The sequence below is a fragment of the Nonomuraea candida genome (genome assembly GCF_000725485.1).
Taxonomy (GTDB): domain Bacteria; phylum Actinomycetota; class Actinomycetes; order Streptosporangiales; family Streptosporangiaceae; genus Nonomuraea; species Nonomuraea candida.
Map to the genome: position 1 here is coordinate 217,816 of NZ_JOAG01000015.1, position 20,903 is coordinate 238,718.

At 73.1% G+C, this 20,903-nt stretch carries 16 protein-coding genes; 7 read left to right on the forward strand and 9 right to left on the reverse strand.

Annotated features, from left to right (window positions below; all coding sequences use genetic code 11):
- Positions 1 to 120: 120 nt before the first annotated feature.
- Positions 121 to 693 (reverse strand): DoxX family protein, encoded by a 573-nt coding sequence (locus IO39_RS15960; RefSeq protein ID WP_245641992.1) that lies wholly within the window; start codon positions 691 to 693, stop codon positions 121 to 123.
- Between the two features lies 1 nt (position 694).
- Between IO39_RS15960 and IO39_RS15965 the strand changes: the two genes are divergently transcribed.
- Genes IO39_RS15965 through IO39_RS54445 form a run of 3 tightly spaced genes read left to right on the forward strand, consistent with a single transcriptional unit; the run spans position 695 to position 4,565 of the window.
- Entirely contained in the window at positions 695 to 2,311 is a 1,617-nt protein-coding gene (locus IO39_RS15965; protein ID WP_043622725.1) for a P-loop ATPase, Sll1717 family, read from the forward strand.
- Positions 2,308 to 4,374 (forward strand): hypothetical protein, encoded by a 2,067-nt coding sequence (locus IO39_RS15970; protein WP_043622728.1) that lies wholly within the window; start codon positions 2,308 to 2,310, stop codon positions 4,372 to 4,374. The genes IO39_RS15965 and IO39_RS15970 overlap by 4 nt, the downstream gene beginning before the upstream one ends.
- Positions 4,375 to 4,412: 38 nt before the next feature.
- Positions 4,413 to 4,565 carry a hypothetical protein gene (locus IO39_RS54445; protein ID WP_157548394.1) on the forward strand — a complete coding sequence of 51 codons (153 nt, stop codon included), beginning with the start codon at positions 4,413 to 4,415 and terminating at the stop codon, positions 4,563 to 4,565.
- A 172-nt stretch (positions 4,566 to 4,737) separates the two neighbouring features.
- Here IO39_RS54445 and IO39_RS15975 read toward each other — a convergent pair whose 3' ends face one another.
- The gene (locus IO39_RS15975; protein ID WP_043622731.1) at positions 4,738 to 5,310 is read right to left on the reverse strand and encodes an RNA polymerase sigma factor; all 573 of its coding nucleotides are present in this window, start codon (positions 5,308 to 5,310) and stop codon (positions 4,738 to 4,740) included.
- Between the two features lie 359 nt (positions 5,311 to 5,669).
- Between IO39_RS15975 and IO39_RS15980 the strand changes: the two genes are divergently transcribed.
- Both IO39_RS15980 and IO39_RS15985 read left to right on the forward strand, forming a co-directional pair.
- Positions 5,670 to 6,881, forward strand: a complete 1,212-nt coding sequence (locus IO39_RS15980; RefSeq protein ID WP_043622734.1) for a hypothetical protein — start codon at positions 5,670 to 5,672, stop codon at positions 6,879 to 6,881.
- 281 nt (positions 6,882 to 7,162) lie between these two features.
- Positions 7,163 to 10,450: a glycosyl hydrolase family 95 catalytic domain-containing protein gene (locus IO39_RS15985; RefSeq protein WP_043622737.1), complete on the forward strand. Its 3,288-nt coding sequence runs from the start codon at positions 7,163 to 7,165 to the stop codon at positions 10,448 to 10,450.
- Positions 10,451 to 10,577: 127 nt separating this feature from the next.
- Here the strand turns inward: IO39_RS15985 and IO39_RS15990 are convergent, their stop codons facing one another.
- From IO39_RS15990 to IO39_RS16000, 3 genes are read right to left on the reverse strand one after another with little or no spacing between them, the layout of a single operon-like run.
- Complete coding sequence (locus IO39_RS15990; protein ID WP_084772934.1) at positions 10,578 to 12,539, reverse strand: ABC transporter ATP-binding protein; 1,962 nt, start codon at positions 12,537 to 12,539, stop codon at positions 10,578 to 10,580.
- The gene (locus IO39_RS15995) at positions 12,536 to 14,272 is read right to left on the reverse strand and encodes an ABC transporter ATP-binding protein (RefSeq protein WP_043622739.1); all 1,737 of its coding nucleotides are present in this window, start codon (positions 14,270 to 14,272) and stop codon (positions 12,536 to 12,538) included. The genes IO39_RS15990 and IO39_RS15995 overlap by 4 nt, the downstream gene beginning before the upstream one ends.
- Entirely contained in the window at positions 14,272 to 14,868 is a 597-nt protein-coding gene (locus IO39_RS16000; RefSeq protein ID WP_211267035.1) for a TetR/AcrR family transcriptional regulator, read from the reverse strand. Before IO39_RS16000 ends, IO39_RS15995 begins: the two co-directional genes overlap by 1 nt.
- Positions 14,869 to 15,058: 190 nt before the next feature.
- On the opposite strand from IO39_RS16000, the gene IO39_RS16005 reads away from it, so the two are divergent.
- A complete protein-coding gene (locus tag IO39_RS16005) occupies positions 15,059 to 15,868 on the forward strand; it encodes an IclR family transcriptional regulator domain-containing protein (RefSeq protein WP_043622745.1) in 810 nt (269 codons plus the stop codon).
- Between the two features lie 26 nt (positions 15,869 to 15,894).
- On the opposite strand, the gene IO39_RS16010 is transcribed toward IO39_RS16005, so the two are convergent.
- From IO39_RS16010 to IO39_RS16025, 4 genes are read right to left on the reverse strand one after another with little or no spacing between them, the layout of a single operon-like run.
- Positions 15,895 to 16,257 carry a hypothetical protein gene (locus IO39_RS16010; RefSeq protein ID WP_043622747.1) on the reverse strand — a complete coding sequence of 121 codons (363 nt, stop codon included), beginning with the start codon at positions 16,255 to 16,257 and terminating at the stop codon, positions 15,895 to 15,897.
- Positions 16,254 to 17,120: a DODA-type extradiol aromatic ring-opening family dioxygenase gene (locus tag IO39_RS16015; RefSeq protein ID WP_043622751.1), complete on the reverse strand. Its 867-nt coding sequence runs from the start codon at positions 17,118 to 17,120 to the stop codon at positions 16,254 to 16,256. The genes IO39_RS16010 and IO39_RS16015 overlap by 4 nt, the downstream gene beginning before the upstream one ends.
- Complete coding sequence (locus tag IO39_RS16020; protein ID WP_043622754.1) at positions 17,113 to 17,919, reverse strand: citryl-CoA lyase; 807 nt, start codon at positions 17,917 to 17,919, stop codon at positions 17,113 to 17,115. Before IO39_RS16020 ends, IO39_RS16015 begins: the two co-directional genes overlap by 8 nt.
- Positions 17,916 to 19,127 carry a CaiB/BaiF CoA transferase family protein gene (locus tag IO39_RS16025; RefSeq protein ID WP_052422957.1) on the reverse strand — a complete coding sequence of 404 codons (1,212 nt, stop codon included), beginning with the start codon at positions 19,125 to 19,127 and terminating at the stop codon, positions 17,916 to 17,918. The genes IO39_RS16020 and IO39_RS16025 overlap by 4 nt, the downstream gene beginning before the upstream one ends.
- 214 nt (positions 19,128 to 19,341) lie before the next feature.
- Here IO39_RS16025 and IO39_RS16030 point away from each other — a divergent pair, with 214 nt between their 5' ends.
- Entirely contained in the window at positions 19,342 to 20,784 is a 1,443-nt protein-coding gene (locus tag IO39_RS16030; protein ID WP_043622757.1) for an amidohydrolase family protein, read from the forward strand.
- Positions 20,785 to 20,903: the final 119 nt, after the last annotated feature.

The window sequence follows — 20,903 nt, forward strand, 5'->3', positions numbered from 1 at the left end:
GCCCCGAGCCGGCGACGGCCCGCCTCGGCCGGGAACGCGGTTCGACCTCCTCGGCGGCCTGGCCGAGGAGGTCGAACGAGCGCTTTCGTGGGTCCGGCCGCCGGTCCCGCCGGGCGGCCGTCAGGAGGCGGGCAGGGGGTCGCGGGCGGCGCGGGGGCGTGCGGCGCGGTCGGCGGCCGGCACCAGGCGGGCGCCCAGGGCGCGGGCGCCGATGACCATGGCCGCCGCGGCCAGGACGATGTCCTTGAAGATGTACTGCGCCTCCAGCGTCGGCGCGCCGGGGAACAGGTCGGTGAAGAACAGCGCGTACGGCGCGAAGAACCCGGCCAGCGCCCCGGCCATCACGACCAGGCCGGTCTTCAGCAGCCTGCCGGTCACCAGGGTGAGGCCGATGAAGACCTCCATGGCGGCGATCACGAACTGCGCCGCGTAGCCCGACAGCACGCCCAGGGACAGCCGCTCCAGGGTGGCCACCGACAGCGCCTCCGCCGGGCTGACCCCGGGGAAGAACTTGAGCGTGCCGAAGGCCACGAAGACCAGGCCGAGGCTGACGCGCAGGACGCCGATGCTGTGCCGGGACAACCAGGCGGCCAGCGCGGGGATGGCGCGCGGGCGACCGGAATCCGGCGTATCAGCGGCCGGATCGGCCCGCTCCGGAGGAAATGAGCAGGCCGACGAGCGAAGGTGACCCACGATGACCCGTGGCAACGGCAACAGCAACGGCAGCAGCAACGGCAACGACATAGACCGCCTGTTCACCGTGCAGAAACCGCTGGGGCCCATCGCCGTCTCCGACTCGCAGAACGTCAACGTGCTCAAGGCCCTGTACGACACGCGCGTCCAGCTCCACCTGCGCTCGGAGGACAACCCGCCGACGTTCATCGTCGGCCGGCGCGGCTCGGGCAAGACGGCGCTGCTGCTGTCGCGCGAGTTCAACCCGGAGAACCTGTCGGTGCGGCTCAGCGCCGACGACGCCTTCGCCGGGATGCAGGCCGTCGTCCGGGAGGTCGGGGCGTCGATGTTCCTGCCGGTCGAGGGCGTGGCCCGGCTGTGGGGCGCGCTGCTGTGGGCGCCCATCGCCGCCCGGCTGGTGACATCGGAGCGGCGGCCTGACGACCCGGGGCGCGCGTACCAGATCCTCTGGCAGGAGACGGCCGAGCTGCGCAAGAGCGCGGACGGCTCGGCCGACCACGCGCTCGACTTCGCCGCGGCGCGGCTCATGGAGCACATGGACCGGGCGCCGCGGATCATCAGCCTGGAGAGCCTGCTGAACGGCTTCAGGCTGGCCGAGCGGCCGTGGAACGACGTGGTGCAGGCCGCCAGGGACGTGCTGGCCGCGCGGCGCACCCCCGTGTTCGTGCTGATCGACTCTCTGGAGAACATCGGCGACCACATCCACGACGACGGCAGCGAGCACACCAAGGACATCCGGCGGATCCTGCAAGGGCTCTTCCACCTGGTGGGGAAGGCGGGCCAGTGGACCGCGCAGAGCCCGGTGCGCATCCAGTGCTGCTTCCCCAGCGAGTTGTGGCCGGTGCTGAACCGGGTCTCCACCAACCCGCCGAAGGACTTCAGCGGCCGGCTGATGCTGCGCTGGCAGTGGCGCGACCTGCTCAGGGTGGTGGGCATGCGCCTGCGCATCTTCCTGGCCCGCCACTACCCGCGCGAGCTGCGCGGGGTGGGCGCCGACGAGCACGAGCGGCTGCTCGAACGGGTCCTGCCGGAGAGCCTGACCAACTCGCGGGGCGTGCCCGAGAAGTCGGTGCCCTACATCCTGCGCCACACCCAGCTCCTCCCCCGCCAGGTGCTCTACATCTTCGGCGAGGCTCTGCACCAGGCGATCGTGGAGACCGGCGGGCCGCACATCCGCGACAAGGACGTGGTCAACGCGGTCGCCGAGGCGGAGGCGGTGCTGTGCCCGGAGGTCTTCTCCGCCCACAGCTTCCGCTACCCCCACGCCCCCGACGTGGGCCGGCGGATCATCCCGCACCTGCCCTTCCGCTTCAACGACGGTTTCCTGCACCAGATGTTCAACTACGCCGGCATCAGAAAGAACTTCGACCTCAACTACGTCGAGATGCGCGAGATGCTCACGGACCTGGGCATCATCGGCCAGTTCACCGGGGAGACCGAGCACTACCTGCACGCGGAGTTCGCCTACACGCTGGACCGGCAGATGACGTTGTCGCCGGACAAGGACTACTGCCTGCATCCGCTGTTCGTGCGCCACTACGGCTCGCCCGACACGCTGCCGGGCGCCGAGCGGGTCAAGCCCGTCTACCCGTCGGGCGTGGAGGTGGTGTCGCTGTGAGCGGGCCGCGCGCGTACTCGCGCTACCACTACCTGCACCGTCCCGGCGGGGTGGACGAGATCGGGATCGCGCTGGCGGGCGGCGGCGTCCGGGCCGCGTGCCTGGCGCTGGGCGCGCTGCAGGTCGCCGAGGAGTCGGGCGTGCTGGCGCGGGCCCGCTACGTGTCGGCGGTCTCCGGCGGCAGCTACATGGCCACCGCGTTCCTGTCGGCCCGGGCCCTGGCGGCCAGGGCCCGGCGGCGCCCCGGGCAGGAGGACGGGGGGCCGCCGTGGAACGGGGGGCCGGCCGAGGAGGAGGGGTCGCCGCCGTGGAGCCGGGGGTCGGCCGAGGAGGAGCATCTGCGCAGGAACCTGCGTTACCTGGGCGAGGACGTGTCCGACCTGTTCCTCGGCCTGACCCGGTACGTCCTGAGCCTGCTGCTGAACCTGGTGCCGTTCGCCACCGTGATCGTGCTGGCCGGATGCGCGCTCGGCGCGCTCTACCGGGCCGCGCACGCGCTCGCGCCGGTGGACGACGAGCTGGCGGCGCGGATGGCCGAGCAGCGCTGGGCCCTGGCGGCGGCCGTCGCGGTGGCCGGGGTGCTGCTGGAGCGGCGGTTCGGCCGCGCCGAGCGGCGGGCGCGGTGGGCGGTGCTCGGCCTGGTGGGCGTGCTGCTGCTGCCCGACGCCGTGGTGCTGGCCACCCGCGTGCTCGACACCCGGATGTTCGACGCCTCGGCGGGCGTGCGGCTGGCCGGGCTGGTGGCGCTGCTGGCCGTCGTGGCGGGGGCCGTGGTGCGCACGCAGTGGAGCTTCGCCTTCAACCCGGTCCGCCAGGTGCTGCTGCAGGTGCTGCGCGCGCTGTTCTCGATCTCCATGGTGGCCGTGCTGGTGCTGCCGCTGCTGCTGGCGGTGGGGCAGGCCAGCCAGCTCCCGTACGCGACGGCGGCCGCGGTGGGCGGGGGCGCGCTGCTGGTCCTGCTCGTCTTCCAGCTCGTCGCGCCCGCCAACCGCACCTCGTTGCACGAGACGTACCTGCGCCGGCTCAACCGCGCCTACGTGGTGCGGGCGGCCGGTGAGCACGGCGTCGTCCGGCTGTCCGACGTGCCGCTGGAGCACATGCACGCGGAAGGGCTGCCCCGCCTGCTCGTCTGCGCCTCGGTCAACCTGCGGGCCAGCGAGTCGGCCGAGGGCGAGGGCTGCGCGTCGTTCGTCTTCTCCGCCGACTACGTCGGCAGCGCCGCGATCGACGAGCGCGCGCCCGGCACCGGCTCGCCCAACGGCGGCGACCCGGCCGAGAAGGGGCCGCCCGCCTTCGACGGCAAGCTGCGCGCCGCCACGCTGGTGGCCGCCTCGGGGGCCGCCGTCGCGCCCCACATGGGCCGCTACACCGGCCGCGCCACCCGCATCGCCCTCGCGCTCATCAACCTGCGCCTGGGGTTGTGGTTCCGGAACCCGGCGATCAAGCCCAGGGAGTACCGCGGGCCGCGGCCGCTGCGCCGGCTGGTCAGGCGGTGGCAGCAGCCGGGCCCGGTGTCCACCTGGCGCGAGGCGCTCGGCGGCCTGTCGGCCCGGCACCGCTACCTGTTCGTCTCCGACGGCGGCCACTGGGACAACTCGGGCGTGGTGGAGCTGCTGCGCCGCCGCTGCCGGACGATCTTCGCCGTGGACGCCTCCGTGGACGAGTACCGGCTGGGCAACGTGCTGCGGCTGATCGCGCTGGCGCGTACGGAGCTCGGCGTCGAGTTCGAGGCGGACGGGCTGCTGCTCGAATCGCACGACCCCGTGGTGCGGATCAGGTTCGCCTACCCGGACGACACCCCCGACAGCCCCTCCGGATATCTGATCCTGCTGCGCACCCACATCAACCAGGAGATGCCCAGCGACATCGTCGCGCTCGCCACGGACCGGACGGGCTTCCCGCGCCACAACACGCTCAACCAGTTCCTCCGGGCGCGCGACGTCGACGCCTACGTCACGCTCGGGCGCTGGCTGTTCCAGCACGGCCTGGCCGCCGCCGACCTGCTCCCCGCGCACGCCCACCACGCCGGAGGAGGATTGCAGAATGCGGGCCGGACGTACTGACGAGGCATCCAGCCGACCGATCGAACAGGATGAGTGACATGGCCACCTCACCGTGGGCCGACGAGGACCGGCTGCTGGCCGCGCTCCGGGACGCCGTCCTGGCCGCGGCGGCGGTCCCGCCCGGGTTCGCCGAGGCCGGCAAGTCCGTCTTCACCTGGCACGATCCCGACGCCGCGCCGGCCCGCCCCTGACTGATCCGCCGGCCCGGGCCGATCCCACCCCGCCCTGCCCGATCCCGGCCGCTTCGGGCCCCGGCCGCTCCGGGCCGCTGCGGGCCCCGGCCGCTCCGGGCCGCTCAGGGCTTGCTTCGGGCCGCGCAGGGCCGGTGCCGGGGCGCGGATCAGGCCGTGCCGGGGGCGCGGGTCAGGCCGTGTCGGGGCCGATGAAGCCGGCGAGGTGCGGGCTGCGGCGCAACCTGGCCAGGCAGCGGGCCCGCTGCGGGCCGATGCCGCCGATCGGCACCCCCAGCAGGTCGCTGATCTGCGCGTACGACATCGGCGTCTCGCTCAGGAAGCAGCCCAGCAGCGTCCTGCAGTAGTCGGGCAGCTCGGCCAGCGCGGTGCGCAGCGCGAGGTTGCGCTGGGCCCGCTCCACCTCCTCGTCGACCACGACGGTGTCGTCCTTCAGGTCCACGTCGAGCAGGAACTCGGAGTCGTGCCTGCGGCGCGTCGTGCGGTACTGGCGCATGCACTCGCGCTGCGCCACCATCGCGATCCAGCCGGGCAGCGCGGCGGGCTCGCGCAGCTCCCCCAGGTGCTCGACCAGGCGCAGCCAGACGGTCTGGGCCACGTCGAGCGCGTCGGCGGAGGTCAGGCGATAACGCAGGCAGATGGACCACAACAGGGGCGAATAGCGCTCGACGATGGCGTCCCACGCGCCCTGGTCACCCTTGCGCGCCTTGCCGACCAGTGCCACGACCTGCGGATCGTCTCGCATGCCGCCTCCAAGGCGCGCCCGTCACCCATCGTGTCGTCCACCTGACACACGGGTTCATCGTATGCGCGCGGCCCCCGGGAAAGGGCACGGTCGGGCGCGGGCCTTCTCCTTGTACGTGCCGCCGCTCGGGCCCGGTTCATACCGATGCCCACTGGCGCCGTCCTCCGGGCGGGGGGCGTTCGCGGTTCCACAATGGGGCAATGGCCTACCCACCACAGCCTCACCCGCAAGATCCGTGGGGCCCACAGACGCAGGAGACACCTCAGGGACACGGCGGAACCGGGCCCGCCCCGCCACCCTCCGGCCGGCCGCCCGGGTACGGCCCGCCGGCGTCCGGCCGGCCGCCGGTGCCACCGCCGGTGCAGCAGCCGGGCCACGGGCCGCAGCCCCGGCAAGGAGGCCCGCCCGCCGGGTACGACCGGCAGCCGGGACGGCACGGCGCGCCGCCGTCACCGGACTTATGGGAGCAGCAGAGCTCCTACGACCCGTACGGCCCGGCGCAGCACCCGTACGATCCCTACGCGGCCGCGCCGCACCCGAGGGACCCCTACGCGCCGGCGCCGCCCCCGCACGACCCTTACGCCCCGGCCCAGGGCCCGAACGACCCCTATGCCCCGGCCCACGGCCCGCACGACCCCTACGCCCAGAGCCCTTACGACCGGGGTGACCCGTACGACCGGGGTGACCCGTACGACCGGGGCAACCCGTACGGCCTGCCCCAGAGCCAGTACGACTACGGCGCACCGGCCAGGCGCAACGCCACCCTGACCATCGGGTTGTCGGTCGGCCTGGGCCTGGTCCTGCTGGTCGGCGGCACGGCGGGCGCGATCGCGTACGCCCGTTCGAGCGACGGCCCGCCGCCCGCCGCCCAGCCGGGCGGCGCGACGTCGTTGCCCACGACCGCGCCCTGGCAGTCGGAGGCGCCCTCGCAGGAGCCCTCGGAGGGAAGCTCGGAGGGAAGCTCGGAGGGAAGCTCGGGGACAGGCGCGGACGGAAGCTCCGGCGGGGCCTCGCAAGCGCCCGCCGAGGAGCCGGGTGATCCCACGGAGGAGCCGGCCACCGAGCCCACGGGGGGCACCTCGTCGCGGGCGGCCCCCGGATCGCCGATCAAGGACGCCGAGTTCGAGGACTGGAGCGTGGACCTGCCCGGAGCCAGGTTCAACGCCAACAAGGTCGAGGGCTGGACGTACGACACGTGCGACCCCGTGGACGGCGAGGGCGTGCTGGCCAGGAACAACTGCAGCCGCGCCATCCAGATCGCCTACTCGGCCTACCGGGGGCACCTCAAGGCGATCCAGGTGGTCATGGAGTTCCCGACGGACAAGGACGCCAAGTCGGCCGCGACGCGGCTGGCCAAGCTCACCTCGGACGCGATCAGCGTCCGCGCCGACATGACGCTGCCGAGGTTCGAGTACGGCAAGGTCCGGACGAACGCGGCCAAGAAGTACGTCGTCGCCACGATCGTCACCGCCGACCGGACGGCCAAGGCCAGGGCGAACAAGTTCCACATCTATCTGCAGGCCGACTCCATGAGCTACCTCATCCTGCGCGATGTGACGGTCACGAGCTGACCGGGCGACGGCCCGCACGCGGCGCGGCCCCCAGCCACCCGCGCCGCCCACCCGCACCCCACGCCACGCCCGCTTCCCCGGCAGCGTGGTGATCGACGGCAGCGGCCGGGAAGCGGTCATCGGATGTTCCCCATGCGTGGACCCGAACGGGAAGATCTGGCCGATACATCGGAGGTTAACTCTTGTGAGGGGGAGGTTTCGGTGCTATCCCCTAGATCATGGCTGTTTTGTGATCGGAGGAATCCGTGCCCCACCCCCCGAGAAGACGCTTCAGCGCCGCCATGATCACCGTCTTCATGCTCGCCGCCGGCCTGGCCGCACCCGCCCGTGCCGCCACCGGCCCGGCCGAGACACCCGATGACTTGACCCTCTGGTACGACAAGCCCGCCACCGACTGGGAGACCCAGGCCCTGCCCATCGGCAACGGCCCCCTGGGCGCGATGGTGTTCGGCGGGGTGGCGTCCGAGCGGCTCCAGTTCAACGAGAAGACGTTGTGGACCGGCGGTCCGGGCTCGCCGGGCTACGACTTCGGCAACTGGAAGCAGCCGCGCCCGGGCGCGATCGCCGCCATCCAGGAGCGCATCGACCGCGAGGGCCGGATGTCGCCGGAGGACGTGGCCGCCGAGCTTGGGCAGCCCAAGACGGGCTTCGGCGCGTACCAGACGTTCGGGGACCTGTTCCTCGACTTCGGCCACGGGACGGCGAGCGGTTACCGGCGGGAGCTGAGCCTGCGCGAGGCCGTGGCCCGCGTGCGGTACACCGCCGGCGGCGTGCGCCACGAGCGGGAGTACTTCGCCGCCAACCCCGGCAACGTGATCGTCGGCCGGATCGCCGCCGACCAGGGCGGCAAGGTGTCGTTCACGCTGCGGCACACCTCGCCGCGCGCCGACAAGACGGTCACCGCCTCGGGCGGCCGGCTGACCATCCGGGGGCGGCTCGCCGACAACAAGCTGCGCTTCGAGGCCCAGGTGCAGGTGATCGCCGAGGGCGGCACGCGCACCGACGACGGCGACAAGGTCACCGTGTCCGGCGCCGACAGCGCGGTGCTCGTGCTCTCGGCCGGCACCGACTACGCCGACGCCTATCCCGCGTATCGGGGCGCGGACCCGCACGGCGAGGTCACCGCCGCCGTGGACGCCGCCGCCGCGAAGGGCTACGACGCGCTGCGCGCGGCGCACGTCGCCGACTACCGCGAGCTGTTCGACCGGGTGCGGCTCGACCTGGGCGGCGCCATGCCCGATGTGCCCACCGACCGGCTCCGCCAGAGCTACACCGGCGGCGGCTCGGCCGCCGACCGCGCGCTGGAGTCGCTGTTCTTCGCCTACGGCCGCTACCTGCTGATCTCCTCCTCCCGGGAGAACGACGTGCTCCCGGCCAACCTCCAGGGCGTGTGGAACCACTCGACCAGCCCGCCCTGGTCGGCCGACTACCACGTCAACATCAACCTGCAGATGAACTACTGGCCGGCCGAGCAGACCAACCTGCACGAGACCACCCGGCCCTACGACCGCTACATCACCTCGCTGGTGGCGCCGGGCCGGGTGACCGCCCGGGACATGTACGGCGCCCGCGGCTGGGTGGTCAACAACGAGACCAACCCGTTCGGCTTCACCGGCGTGCACGACTGGGCCACGGCCTTCTGGTTCCCCGAGGCCGCCGCCTGGACCACCCGGCACCTGTACGACACCTACCGCTTCACCGGCGACCTCGGCTACCTGCGGGAGACCGCGTACCCGGTGATCAAGGCGGCGGCGGAGTTCTGGCTGGACTTCCTGCACACCGACCCGCGCGACGGCAGGCTCGTGGTCTCCCCCAGCTACTCGCCCGAGCACGGCGACTTCTCGGCGGGCGCGTCGATGTCGCAGCAGATCGTCGGCGAGGTGCTCGCCAACGCCCTGGCCGCGGCGGAGCGGCTCAAGGTGGACGCGGGCTTCCGCGACGAGGTGCGCGCGGCGCTGGACCGGCTCGACCCCGGCCTGCGCGTCGGCTCCTGGGGCCAGCTCCAGGAGTGGAAGGGCGACTGGGACTCGCCGACCGACACCCACCGGCACGTCTCCCACCTGTACGCCCTGCACCCCGGCGACCGCATCCGCCCCGGCACCCCGGAGGCGCGGGCGGCCGAGGTCTCGCTGAGGGCGCGCGGCGACGGAGGCACCGGCTGGTCCAAGGCGTGGAAGATCAACTTCTGGGCGCGGCTGCTGGACGGCGACCACGCGCACAAGATGCTCGCCGAGCAGCTCAAGACCTCCACGCTGGACAACCTGTGGGACACCCACCCGCCGTTCCAGATCGACGGCAACTTCGGCGCCACCTCCGGCATCGCCGAGATGCTCGTGCAGAGCCAGCACGACGTGGTGCACGTGCTGCCCGCGCTGCCGGCCGCGTGGCGGGACGGCTCGGTACGCGGCCTGCGCGCCCGCGGCGACGTCACCGTGGACGCCTCCTGGAAGGACGGCGCGCCCGCTGCCGTCACCGTCCGTCCCGGCCGGACCGGGCCGATCGCGGTCAAGTCGTCGTTCATCGCCGGCCGCTACCGGGTCTACGACGAGCGGGGCCACGAGGTGGCGCCGCGCCGCGACGGTGACACGCTGAGCTGGCAGGCCCGGGCGGGCCAGGCGTACACGATCAGGAACGAGGCCGCGGTCACCGTCGAGGCGCCCGCCGCCGCCACGCCGGGCGTCCCGTTCGAGGCGCGGGTCGCCGTCACCGCCACCGGCGGCAGGGCGGTGCCCGCCTCCGACGTGGCGCTCACCGTGCCCGAGGGCTGGAGCGTGCGGCCGGCCAGCAGGCGGCTGGCGGGCGTGGCACCGGGCAGGTCGCGCAGCGCCGCGTTCACCGTCACGCCGGGGCCCGCCGACGGGACGCGGCGGGCGGTGCTGTCCGCCGCGGTCACCGGCTCGTGGCGGGGCGCGGCCACCGCGGTGCTCGCCCTGGCGCCCTGCGCGCCGCCCGCGCCCGGCTCGGTCCTGGTCGCGTGGGACCCGAAGGAGGGCGGCACGGTCGCCGACGCCTCGGGCAACGGCCGCCACGCCACCGTGACCGGCGCCGCCGCCTACGACCCCACGGCCCCGTCCGGCAGCGGCCTGATCCTGGACGGCGCCACCTACCTGGGCACCGCGCCCACCACGCTCGGGTTCGTGCCGGAGGCCACCTTCGCCGCCGAGGTCCGGATCGCGGGCGGCGGCTACCGCCGGCTGTTCGACTCGCAGCCGTCCGGCGACCCCGGCACCGACGGCGTCCTCATCGACGTCACCCCCGGCAACGCGCTGCGCTTCATCGGCGCGGGCGCGAACGTGACGCTGGACACGACGCTGCCGACCGGCCGCTGGATCGACCTCGTGGTCACCCTCGACCGCACCGGCGCCGTCACCGTCTACGTGGACGGCGAGCGCCGGGCGACCGGCCGAGTCTCCTCCGACGGCATCGCCGGCTGCGCCACCCGCCCGCTGCGCTTCGGCGCCGACCAGAACGGCGGCCAGCGGCTGACCGGCGGCGTGGACCGCGCGGCCGTCCTCGCCAGGGCGCTGACCGCCGAGGAGGTGCGAACCTGGCGCGACCTGGCCTTCTGACCGCCCCGCCGCCGGGAGCCGGGACGGCGCCGGCGGCGGGTTTCCGGGCCGGCCTCCGGTGCCGCCCGCCGCCCGCCCGCCGGCGGCGGGCCGGGCGTCCGCCGGCGGCGGGCCGGGCGTCCGGGGGTCAGTCGACCTCGACGGCGGCCTCGGCGAACTGGGCGGAGTACAGCCGGGCGTAGGCGCCGCCGGCCGCCAGCAGCGACTCGTGCGTGCCCTGCTCGACGATCCGCCCCTCCTCCATCACCAGGATCAGCCCGGCGTCGCGGATCGTGGACAGCCGGTGGGCGATCACGAAGCTGGTGCGGCCCTCGCGCAGGCTGCTCATCGCCCGCTGGATGAGCACCTCGGTGCGGGTGTCGACCGAGCTGGTGGCCTCGTCGAGGATGAGGATCGCCGGCTCGGACAGGAACGCCCGCGCGATCGTGATGAGCTGCTTCTCCCCCGCGCTGACCGTGGTGCCCTCACCCTCCTCGTCGAGGACGGTGTCGTAGCCGTCGGGCAGCGTGTGGGCGATGCGGTCCACGTGGGCGGCGCGGGCGGCGGCCTCGACGCGCTCGCGGGTGGCGCCCTCGGCGCCGTAGCCGATGTTCTCCGCGATCGTGCCGCCGAACAGCCAGGTGTCCTGGAGCACCATGCCGAGGTTGGCGCGCAGCTCCTCCCTGGACATCTCGGCGATGTCGACCCCATCGAGGGTGATGCGGCCGCCGGTCACCTCGTAGAAGCGCATGATGAGGTTGACCAGCGTCGTCTTGCCCGCTCCCGTGGGGCCGACGATGGCCACGGTCTGGCCGGGCTCGACGGTCAGCGACAGGTTCTCGATCAGCGGGCGGTCCTCGGCGTACCGGAAGGAGACGTTCTCGAACGTCACCCGGCCCCTGACCCGCTCGGGGCGGGCGGGCTTCGCGGGCTCGGGGGACTGCTCGGGCGCGTCGAGCAGCTCGAAGACCCGCTCGGCCGAGGCGACGCCCGACTGCACCAGGTTGGCCATGCCGGCCACCTGGGTCAGCGGCTGGCTGAACTGGCGGGAGTACTGGATGAACGCCTGCACGTCGCCCAGCGAGATCGAGCCCGAGGCCACCTTGAGCCCGCCCACCACGGCGACCAGCACGTAGTTGAGGTTGCCGATGAACATCATGGCCGGCTGGATGAGGCCGGAGATGAACTGGGCGCGGAAGCTGGAGGTGAACAGCGCCTCGTTGTGCTCGGTGAAGGTGTCGCCGGCCTCCTTCTGCCTGCCGAACGCCTTGACCAGCGTGTGACCGCCGTACATCTCCTCGATGTGGCCGTTGAGCTTGCCCGTGGAGGACCACTGCTTGATGAACTGCGGCTGCGACCGCTTGCCGACGACGGCGGTGACGTAGACCGACACCGGCACCGTCACCAGCGCGATGAGCGCGAGGATCGGCGAGATCCAGAACATCATGGCCAGCACGCCCACGACCGTCAGGGCCGAGGAGATGAGCTGGCTCATCGTCTGCTGCAGCGTCTGGGCGATGTTGTCGGTGTCGTTGGTGGCGCGGCTGAGGATCTCGCCGCGCGGCTGGCCGTCGAAGTAGCTCAGCGGCAGCCGGGACAGCTTGGCCTCGATCTGCTCGCGCAGCCGGTAGGCCGCCCGCTGCACCACGGTCGTCGTCATCCGGAACTGCGCGATCCCGAGCACCGCCGCCACCAGGTAGAGGGCCAGCACCCAGGCGAGCACCACGGCCAGCGCGGCGAAGTCGATGCCCTGCCCGGGCACCACGCTCATCGCGGCGACCATGTCGGCGAAGGTGTCCTGGCCGCGGGCACGCAGCCCGGCCACGGCCTGCTCCTTGGTGGCCCCGGCGGGGAGCTGGGCCCCGATGATGCCGGAGAAGATCAGGTCGGTGGCGATGCCGAGGATCTTGGGGCCCATCACGGTGAGCGCGACGCTGAGCGCGCCGAGGGCCAGGATGACGATCAGCATCCCGCGTTCGGGGCGCAGCAGCCGCAGCAGGCGGCGCAGCGAGGAGCCGAAGTCGAGGGCCTTCTCCGCGGGCCCCGCCATCATCCGGCCGGGGCCGAAGCCGGGTTGCGGGCGCCGCGCGGGCGCCTGTGCGGCCGTCATGCCGCCGCCTCCTGTTCGGTGAGCTGGGACAGCACGATCTCCCGGTACGTCGGGCAGGTGTCCATGAGCCCGGCGTGGTCGCCGCTGCCTACCACCCGGCCCTCGTCGAGCACGATGATCTGGTCGGCGTCGCGGATCGTGCTCACGCGCTGGGCCACGATGACGATCGTGGCGTCGGTGATCCGTTCGGCCAGCGCGGCGCGCAGCCGGGCGTCGGTGGCGTAGTCGAGGGCGGAGAAGGAGTCGTCGAAGAGGTAGATCTCGGGCCGGTGCACCAGGGTCCTGGCGATGGCCAGGCGCTGGCGCTGGCCGCCGGAGACGTTGGTGCCGCCCTGGGCGATCGGCTCGTCGAGGCCGCCGGGCATCGCCTCGACGAACTCGCGCGCCTGGGCCGTCTCCAGGGCCTGCCACAGCTCGTCGTCGCTGGCGTCGGGCCTGCCGTACCTGAGGTTGGAGGCGACGGTGCCGGAGAAGAGGTAGGGCGCCTGCGGGACCAGGCCGACCACGCGGGCGAGCACGGCCGGGTCGAGCTCGCGGACGTTGACGCCGTCCACCAGCACCTCGCCGGCGCTCGCGTCGAACAGCCGCGGGATGAGGTTGAGCAGCGTCGTCTTGCCGCTGCCGGTGCTGCCGATGATCGCCGTGGTGCGGCCGGGCCGCGCGGTGAAGCTCACCCCGGACAGCACCGGCTCCTCGGCGCCGGGGTAGCGGAAGTCGACCGACCTCAGCTCCAGCTCGCCGATGCGCCGCTCGGGCACGACGGGGTCGGCCGGCGGGTGGACGCTCGGCTCGGTGTCGAGCACCTCCTTGATGCGCTCGGCGCACACCTCGGCCCTGGGGACCATCATGAACAGGAACAGCGACATCATGATCGACATCAGGATCTGCATGAGGTAGGAGATCACCGCGGTCAGCGCGCCCACCTCCATGGCGCCGTCTGCGATGCGGTGGCCGCCGAACCAGACCACGGCGACGCTGGAGACGTTGACGACCAGCATGACCGAGGGGAACATCAGCGCCATCAGCCTGCCGACCTTCAGCGACACGTCGGTCAGCTCCGCGTTGGCCACGGCGAAGCGCTCGCGCTCGTGCCTGTCGCGGACGAAGGCCCTGATGACGCGGATGCCGGTGATCTGCTCGCGCAGCACCTGGTTGATCCGGTCGATGCGCTCCTGCATGGCGCGGAAGAGCGGGCGCATGAGCGTCACGATCACGCCCAGGATGGCGATCATCACCGGCAGCACGACGAGCAGCAGCGACGACAGCGCCGTGTCCTGGCGCAGCGCCAGCACGATGCCGCCGACGCACATGATCGGCGCGGTCACCATCATCGTGAACGTCATCAGCACGAGGAGCTGGATCTGCTGCACGTCGTTGGTGGTCCGGGTGATCAGGGACGGCGGGCCGAACCTGTTGACCTCCTGGACGGAGAAGTCCTGCACCCGGTGGAAGATGGCCGCCCGCAGGTCCCGGCCCAGGGCCATGGAGGTGCGCGCGCCGTAGTAGACGGCGACGACCGAGCAGACGATCTGCACGAGCGTCACGCCGAGCATCACCAGGCCGAGCCGCATGATGTGGGCGGTGTCGCCCTTGACGACGCCGTCGTCGATGATGTCGGCGTTGAGCGTGGGGAGATAGAGCGTGGCCAGCGTCTGCACGAACTGGAAGAGCACGACGAGCGTGATCTCTTTCCCGTACGGCCGGAGCTGGACCCGCAGGAGACGGAGCAGCATCAACAGCGGCTTTCTGTAGAGGTGGTGTGGGGGGCGCGCACGAGGAGCCCGTCGAGCAGCACGGAGACGATCTCGTCGTCCTCCATGTCGCCGAACTCGTCGCCCAGGCCCAGGCTCCGCTGCACGCTGACCGCCACCAGCATGAGCAGCAGGTGCGCCGCGGCCTCCGGGGAGCGGCGCAGCCGGGCGCGGTCGGGCTCCATCAGCGCGGCCAGCCCGGACAGGATCGCCTGCCGGTAGGACATCATCCGGTCGCGGAACTCGGCGTCGCCGTCCATCAGCTCCCGGGGCGCGACGACCAGGTTGGCGTTGGCCCTCATCCCCGCCCGCAGCCTGGCGACCGCCTCGCGCAGCCGCTCGCGCAGGCCGGCCGCCGGGTCGACGCTCGCCAGCACCTCCAGGGCCGGCTCCGGGTCGAAGGCGGTCATCAGCGCCGCGCGCAGCAGTGACGCCTTGTCGGGGAAGACGCCGAAGATCGTGCCCTCGGCCACGCCCGCGGCCTCGGCGATCTGGCGGGTGCTCACGGCGGTGCCGTGCGCGCGCAGGAGCGGGAGCGTGGCGGCGATGAGCGCGGCTCGGCGGTCTTCCGGTGCCATGGCCGGCACCCTTCGCCTTCTCGTCATGGAAGGAGAGTAATGAGCGAGTACTCACTCGTTCAACCGATTATTCGGGGCTTGATCCCTTTGTCGGCTGGTGAGGGTGGCGGCGGACAGGCGTACGCTGTGCGGACATCCGGCCGGGACGGTCTAGAGTCGGATCGGCGGGATCCGAGCAGGGAGGCGTTTCATGGCACGTGCTGACACCGGCCCCGACTTCATCGAGGCGCTGGCACGCGGCCTCGACGTCATCCGGGTGTTCCGGCCGGGCCGGGCGGTCATGTCGCTGACCGAGGTGGCCACCGCCGCCGGGCTGGCCCGGCCCACCGCCCGGCGCATCCTGCTCACCCTCCAGGAGCTGGGCTACGCCAGGAGCGAGCCGGGCGGCTACGCGCTCACCCCGCGCGTGCTCGAACTCGGCGTGTCCTACGTGCGCTCCATGGGGTTGTGGGAGGTGGCCAGGCCGCACATGGAGCGGCTGGTGGAGCGGACCCGCGAGTCGTCCTCCATCGCCCAGCTCGACGGCTCCGACATCGTCTACGTCGCCCGCGTGGCCGTGCCGAAGATCGTCACGCTGTCGGTGCAGATCGGCACGCGCTTCCCCGCCCTGCAGACCTCCCTGGGCAAGGTGCTGCTCGCCGCGCTGCCGCCGGGAGAGGTGGAGCGGGTGCTGGCCGAGCCCAGCCGCTCGGGGGTGGAGCCGCGCTGGCGGCCCGGCCCGGCCGAGCGGGAGGCGGCGCTGCGCGAGGTCCGCGCGAAGGGGTGGGCGCTGACCGACGAGGAGCTGGCCCTGGGCATCCGCAGCGTGGCCGCGCCGCTGCGCGACGGGCTGGGCAACGTGATCGCCGCGCTCAACGTCAACGCGCACGCGGCGGAGACCTCGGTGGAGCGCCTGGCCGAGGAGCACCTGCCGCTGCTGCTGAAGACGGCCGGCGCGATCAGCGCCGACTGGGCCGTCTACGAGCGCGTCCCCCACGTCACCGCCGCCTCGACCGCCTGAGCGCCGGGCGACGGGCGACGGGCCCTTCAGGTGGCGATGTCCGGGTACGGCAGGGTGTGGTGCGCCAGCCTGCGGGCGTACTCGCGCTGGAAGCCCAGCGGCTCGGCGTGGTCGCGCTCGAACATCGCGATGAACAACGTCAGCGTGAGGAACGGGTGCGCCCCCAGCTCGAACAGCTTCGGATAGTCGTGCGCGGCCAGCGCCTCGCGCTCGACGTCGTCGAAGCGCTGCCAGGTGGACGCCTCGCCGGCGTGGCAGCCCAGGATGCGGCCGGCGTACTCGGCCTCCCACCACTCCACCGTGGCGCGCGGCTCGGAGCGGTAGCGTTCGACCAGCTCGGGGTCGCGATCGACGGTGAACAGGAACTTGTCGAGCAGATACTTGCTCACGGGCGGCCGCCTCCGTTCGGGTACCAGGTGAAGTACGCCTCCATGGTGTGGAACAGGTCGTAGGTGTCGACGTAGTCGGCCTTCCTGCCCTCCCCCGCCACGCCCATCATGAGCATGAAGTCCATGAAGCCATGGGTGGCGTTGCCCGGGTTCCACAGGCTGTCCAGGGTGACCTCGGCCAGGCACCCCTCCAGGTCCCCCGAGGAGATCCACCCGACGGCCTTGCGGTCGAACTCGGGGTCGGGGCCGTGCGGGCCGAACTGGCGCGGGCCGCCGAGCTCGAGCGACAGGTGCCCGGTGCCGATGACGGCCACCCGCCGGTCGTCGGGCCACGACTCCACCAGCTCGCGGATGGCCCGGCCGAGCTGCACGAAGCGCCCGGGCCGCGGCAGCGGCGGGGCGAAGATGTTGGTGTAGACGGGCACGATCGGCAGGTCGTTCTGCGGGCGCAGGGTGATGATCGGGCACGTGATCGAGTGGTCGATCCGCAGCTCGTTGGAGAAGGCCAGGTCGAAGCCGAGGTCCAGGCCGCCGCGCAGGAGGTGGGCCGACAGGTCCTCCTCGCCGCGCACGAGCATGCGGGGCAGGCCGAACTCGCGCTCCTCGTTGTGGAAGTTGGCGTCGTAGCAGGGCGCCTTGCCGACCAGGAACTGCGGCATGTTGTCCAGCCAGAGCTGGTGGAAGTGGTCGGAGCCGACCATCACCAGCACGTCGGGCCTGGCCCTGGTGAGGGTCTCGCGGAACGCCTCGACCTTGCGCACCCACTCGTCGGCGAACGGCGGCCGCTCCGCGCCGGTCGAGGTGGAGGCGCGGTAGTAGAAGGGATGGTGGGTGGATGCGATGACCGCGACGAGCTCAGCCATGCGAACCTCCATCGGGGTACGGCTCGGGCGCGATCGGCCGGGTGGCCCGGTCCACGGACAGGAAGATCTCGTTCGCCACCGGGCGGCGCAGCTCCTCGGCGAGCTGCCCGATGAGCCCGGCGGTCCTGGCCAGCAGCGCGAAGGCGCGCAGCAGCTCCAGGGGCAGGCCGAGGTCGGCCAGCGCGGCCCCGCAGACGCCGGCGCCGTTGAGCGGCAGGGTCCGGCCCAGCACCCGGGGGTGCACGCGCCCGATCGCGGCGAACAGCGACAGGTGCGGCCCGAGCAGCCCCTCCTGCCGGGCGATCTCGAACAGCCGGGGGGTGCGCGGGTCGCCGTCCTTGTGCACGTGGTGGCCCAGGCCGGGGACGAGCGCGCCCCGCTCGCGCCGCTCGCGCACGGCGGTCAGGGCCAGCTCGTCCCAGCCGGCCTCGCCGGACGGGAGCGGGTCGCGGCCCGCGAGCGCCTCGTGCAGGAACCGGCCGCAGTCCTCGGTGACGCCGAGGAAGCGCGAGCCGCCGCCGAGCAGCCCGGCCGCCAGCGCCCCCTGTACGGAGTCCGGCGCCGACAGGTACGTCAGCCGCGTCACGATCGCGGTCGGCGTGAACCCGTGATCGGCCAGCGCGGCCAGCACCGCCTCGAACACCCGCACCTCGCCCGGCGCCGGGCGGCGCCGCGCGGCCAGCCAGAACGCCAGCTCGCCGAAGCCCACCTCGCCCATCACGTCCGCGGCCAGGTCGTGCCCGAGCAGGGTGATCGTCTCCGCCGTCGACGCCCCGAGCGCCGTGGGGTAGTCGCTCACTCCCCCTCCCCCGCACCGGGGCCCAAGTCGGGGCCGGCGGAGGGTCCTGAGTGCGGTTCGGTCAGCCACTTGCGCAGCTCCGCGCCGTGCTCGTCGAGCTCGGGCGGCGGGAGCGCGTAGCCGGCCGGCGTCTCGGAGAAGCGGATCGGGTGCCGGGTGGTCGGCACCGCCCGCTCCCCCTCCCCGACCTCCACGATCGGTTCGAGCCCGAAGCGCTCCGCCATGGCGAAGCCGCCGTCGATGGTGTTGATCGGCCCGCTCGGCACCCCGGCCGCCACCAGCAGCTCGAACCACTCGGCCGCGCCGCGGGCGGCCAGCCGCTCGACGAGGATCGGCCGCAGCTCGTCACGGTGCGCGGTACGCCCGGCGTTGCGGGCGAAGCGCGGGTCGTCGGCGACCTCGGGGATGCCCAGCACCTCGCACAGCTTGCGGAACTGCCCGTCGTTCGCGGCGGTGACGATGAGGTCGTCGTCGGCGGTGGGCAGCGGCTCGTACGGGAACACGCTCGGGTGCGCGTTGCCCATCCGGTACGGCACCACGCCGCCCGCCACGTACGCCGAGCTGTGGTTGACCAGCCCCGTCAGGGCCGAGGACAGCAGGTTCACCTCGACGTGCTGCCCGCGTCCGGTGGCCTCCCGGTGCCGCAGCGCGGCCAGCACGCCGATGACGGCGTGGTTGCCCGCCATCACGTCGAACACCGAGATCCCGGCCCGGTAGGGCGGGCCGTCCGGCTCCCCGGTCAGGCTCATCAGCCCGGACATGGCCTGCACCATCAGGTCGTAGCCGGGCACGTGCGCGCCGGCGCCGGAGCCGAAGCCGCTGATGGAGGCGTACACGATGCCGGGGTTGGCGGCCCGGACGGCGTCGTAGCCCAGCCCGTACCTGGCCAGGCCGCCGGGGCGGAAGTTCTCGACCAGCACGTCGGCGCGCCGGGCCAGCTCCCTGGCCGCCGCCGCGTCGCCGGGGTCGCGCAGGTCCAGGGCGATGGAGCGCTTGCCGCGGTTGACCCCGAGGTAGTACGTCGACACCTCGCCGCGCGCGGGCGGCGTCCAGCCCCGGGTGTCGTCACCCTTGGGGCCCTCGACCTTGACGACGTCGGCGCCCAGGTCGGCCAGCAGCATCGTGGCGTACGGCCCGGCCAGCACCCGGGAGAAGTCCGCCACCAGCACCCCCGCCAGCGGCCCGCCCCGCTCGGACCCGCCCGTCATCCAGCTCCCCTTCCGTTCGCTGAACGGACGACTGTCCGCAACTCGCGATTCTGGCACACCTCCCCACTCTGAACCAGAGCCGCGAGGCGCGCCAGGGCCCCCTTGACAGCGGTCCCGGCGATCGTAGAGTTACGGCGAACCCGATGACCGCGCAGCGGACAACCGTTCGCGAATGACGGCGCGCTGCCGCCCCCGGCCGTGAGGAGTTGCTGCGATGAGCGAGCGGACCGGCTTCGGGGCGGGGCGCCCCATCGTGCTGCGCGGCGGCACCGTCCTGCCGATGGAGGGCCGCCGGGTGCTGCCCGGCGCCGACGTCCTCGTCACCGGCGACCGGATCGCGGCCGTCGGCCCCGCGCTGGACGTCCCCGAGGGCACCGCCGAGATCGACGCCTCCGGCGGCATCGTCATGCCCGGCATGATCGACACCCACCGCCACATGTGGCAGACCGCGCTGCGCGGCTACGGCGCGGACTGGACGCTGACCCAGTACTTCGTCTGGTTCTACCTGGAACACGGCAAGCTGTTCCGGCCCGAGGACGTGCACGCGGGCAACACGCTGGCCGCCATCGAGGCCCTCGACGCCGGCGTCACCACCGTCGTCGACTGGTCGCACGGCCTGCGCACCCCCGACCACGCCGACGCCGCCGCCGACGCGCTGCAGGGGGTGCCCGGCCGGTACGTGCTCGCGTACGGCAACCTCCACCGGCCGCCCGCCGAGTGGACGGCCGCGCCCGAGTTCCGCGACTTCGTGCGCCGCCGCGTCACCGGCGACGACCTGCTCGGCTTCCAGATCGCCTTCGACGTGCTGGGCGATCCCTCCTTCCCCGAGCGGCCCGCCTTCGAGGTCGCCCGCGACCTCGGCGTGAGCGTCACCACGCACGCCGGCGTGTGGGGCGCCACCGGCGACGACGGCCTGCGGCTCATGCACGAGCACGGCTTCATGACCCCCGGCACCGTCTACGTGCACGCCGCCTCCCTGTCGGCCGACTCCTACCACCGCATCGCGGCCACCGGCGGCTCGGTCTCGGTCTCGACGGAGAGCGAGCAGAGCGCCGGCCAGGGCTACCCGCCCACGTGGGCGCTGCGCGCGCACGGCATCCCGGTCTCGCTGTCGATGGACACCAGCGTCTGGTGGAGCGGCGACCTGTTCTCGGCCATGCGCGCCACGCTCGGCGCCGACCGCTCGCGCGAGCACCTGGAGGCGCACGCCAGGGGCGAGACGGTCACGCACTGCGCGCTCCGCGCCGACCAGGTCGTGGACTGGGCCACCCGGGGCGGGGCCGCCGCCATCGGCCGCGACGACCTGGGCGTGGTCGCGCCCGGGAAGAAGGCCGACCTCGTGCTCATCAAGAACGACGCCTCGCCGGTGTCGTTCCCGCTGCTGAACCCGTTCGGGCACGTCGCCTTCCAGGCGCAACGCGGCGACGTGCACACCGTGCTGGTCGACGGGCGGGTGGTCAAGCACGGGCACCGGCTGGCCGGCATCGACCTGGACGCGGCGCGGGCCTCGGCGGAGCGGACGGTGGAGCATCTCCGGAGCGAGATGGGCGAGGAGGCGTGGGCGAAGGGCATGGACCCGGACGTGCCGGAGACGAAGATCCTCGACAACCCGTACACGTACACCGACTACCGCAGCGACGCCACCCACCGCCGCTGACCACCGCACCCCCGGCGCGGCGGCCGGGGAGCCGTCGCGCCGGGGGTGCGGAGTTTCCGATGGTGCCGGGGTCAGTGGCCACCCCTCGGTGCCGGGGTGCGGGTTCCGATGGGCGGCCG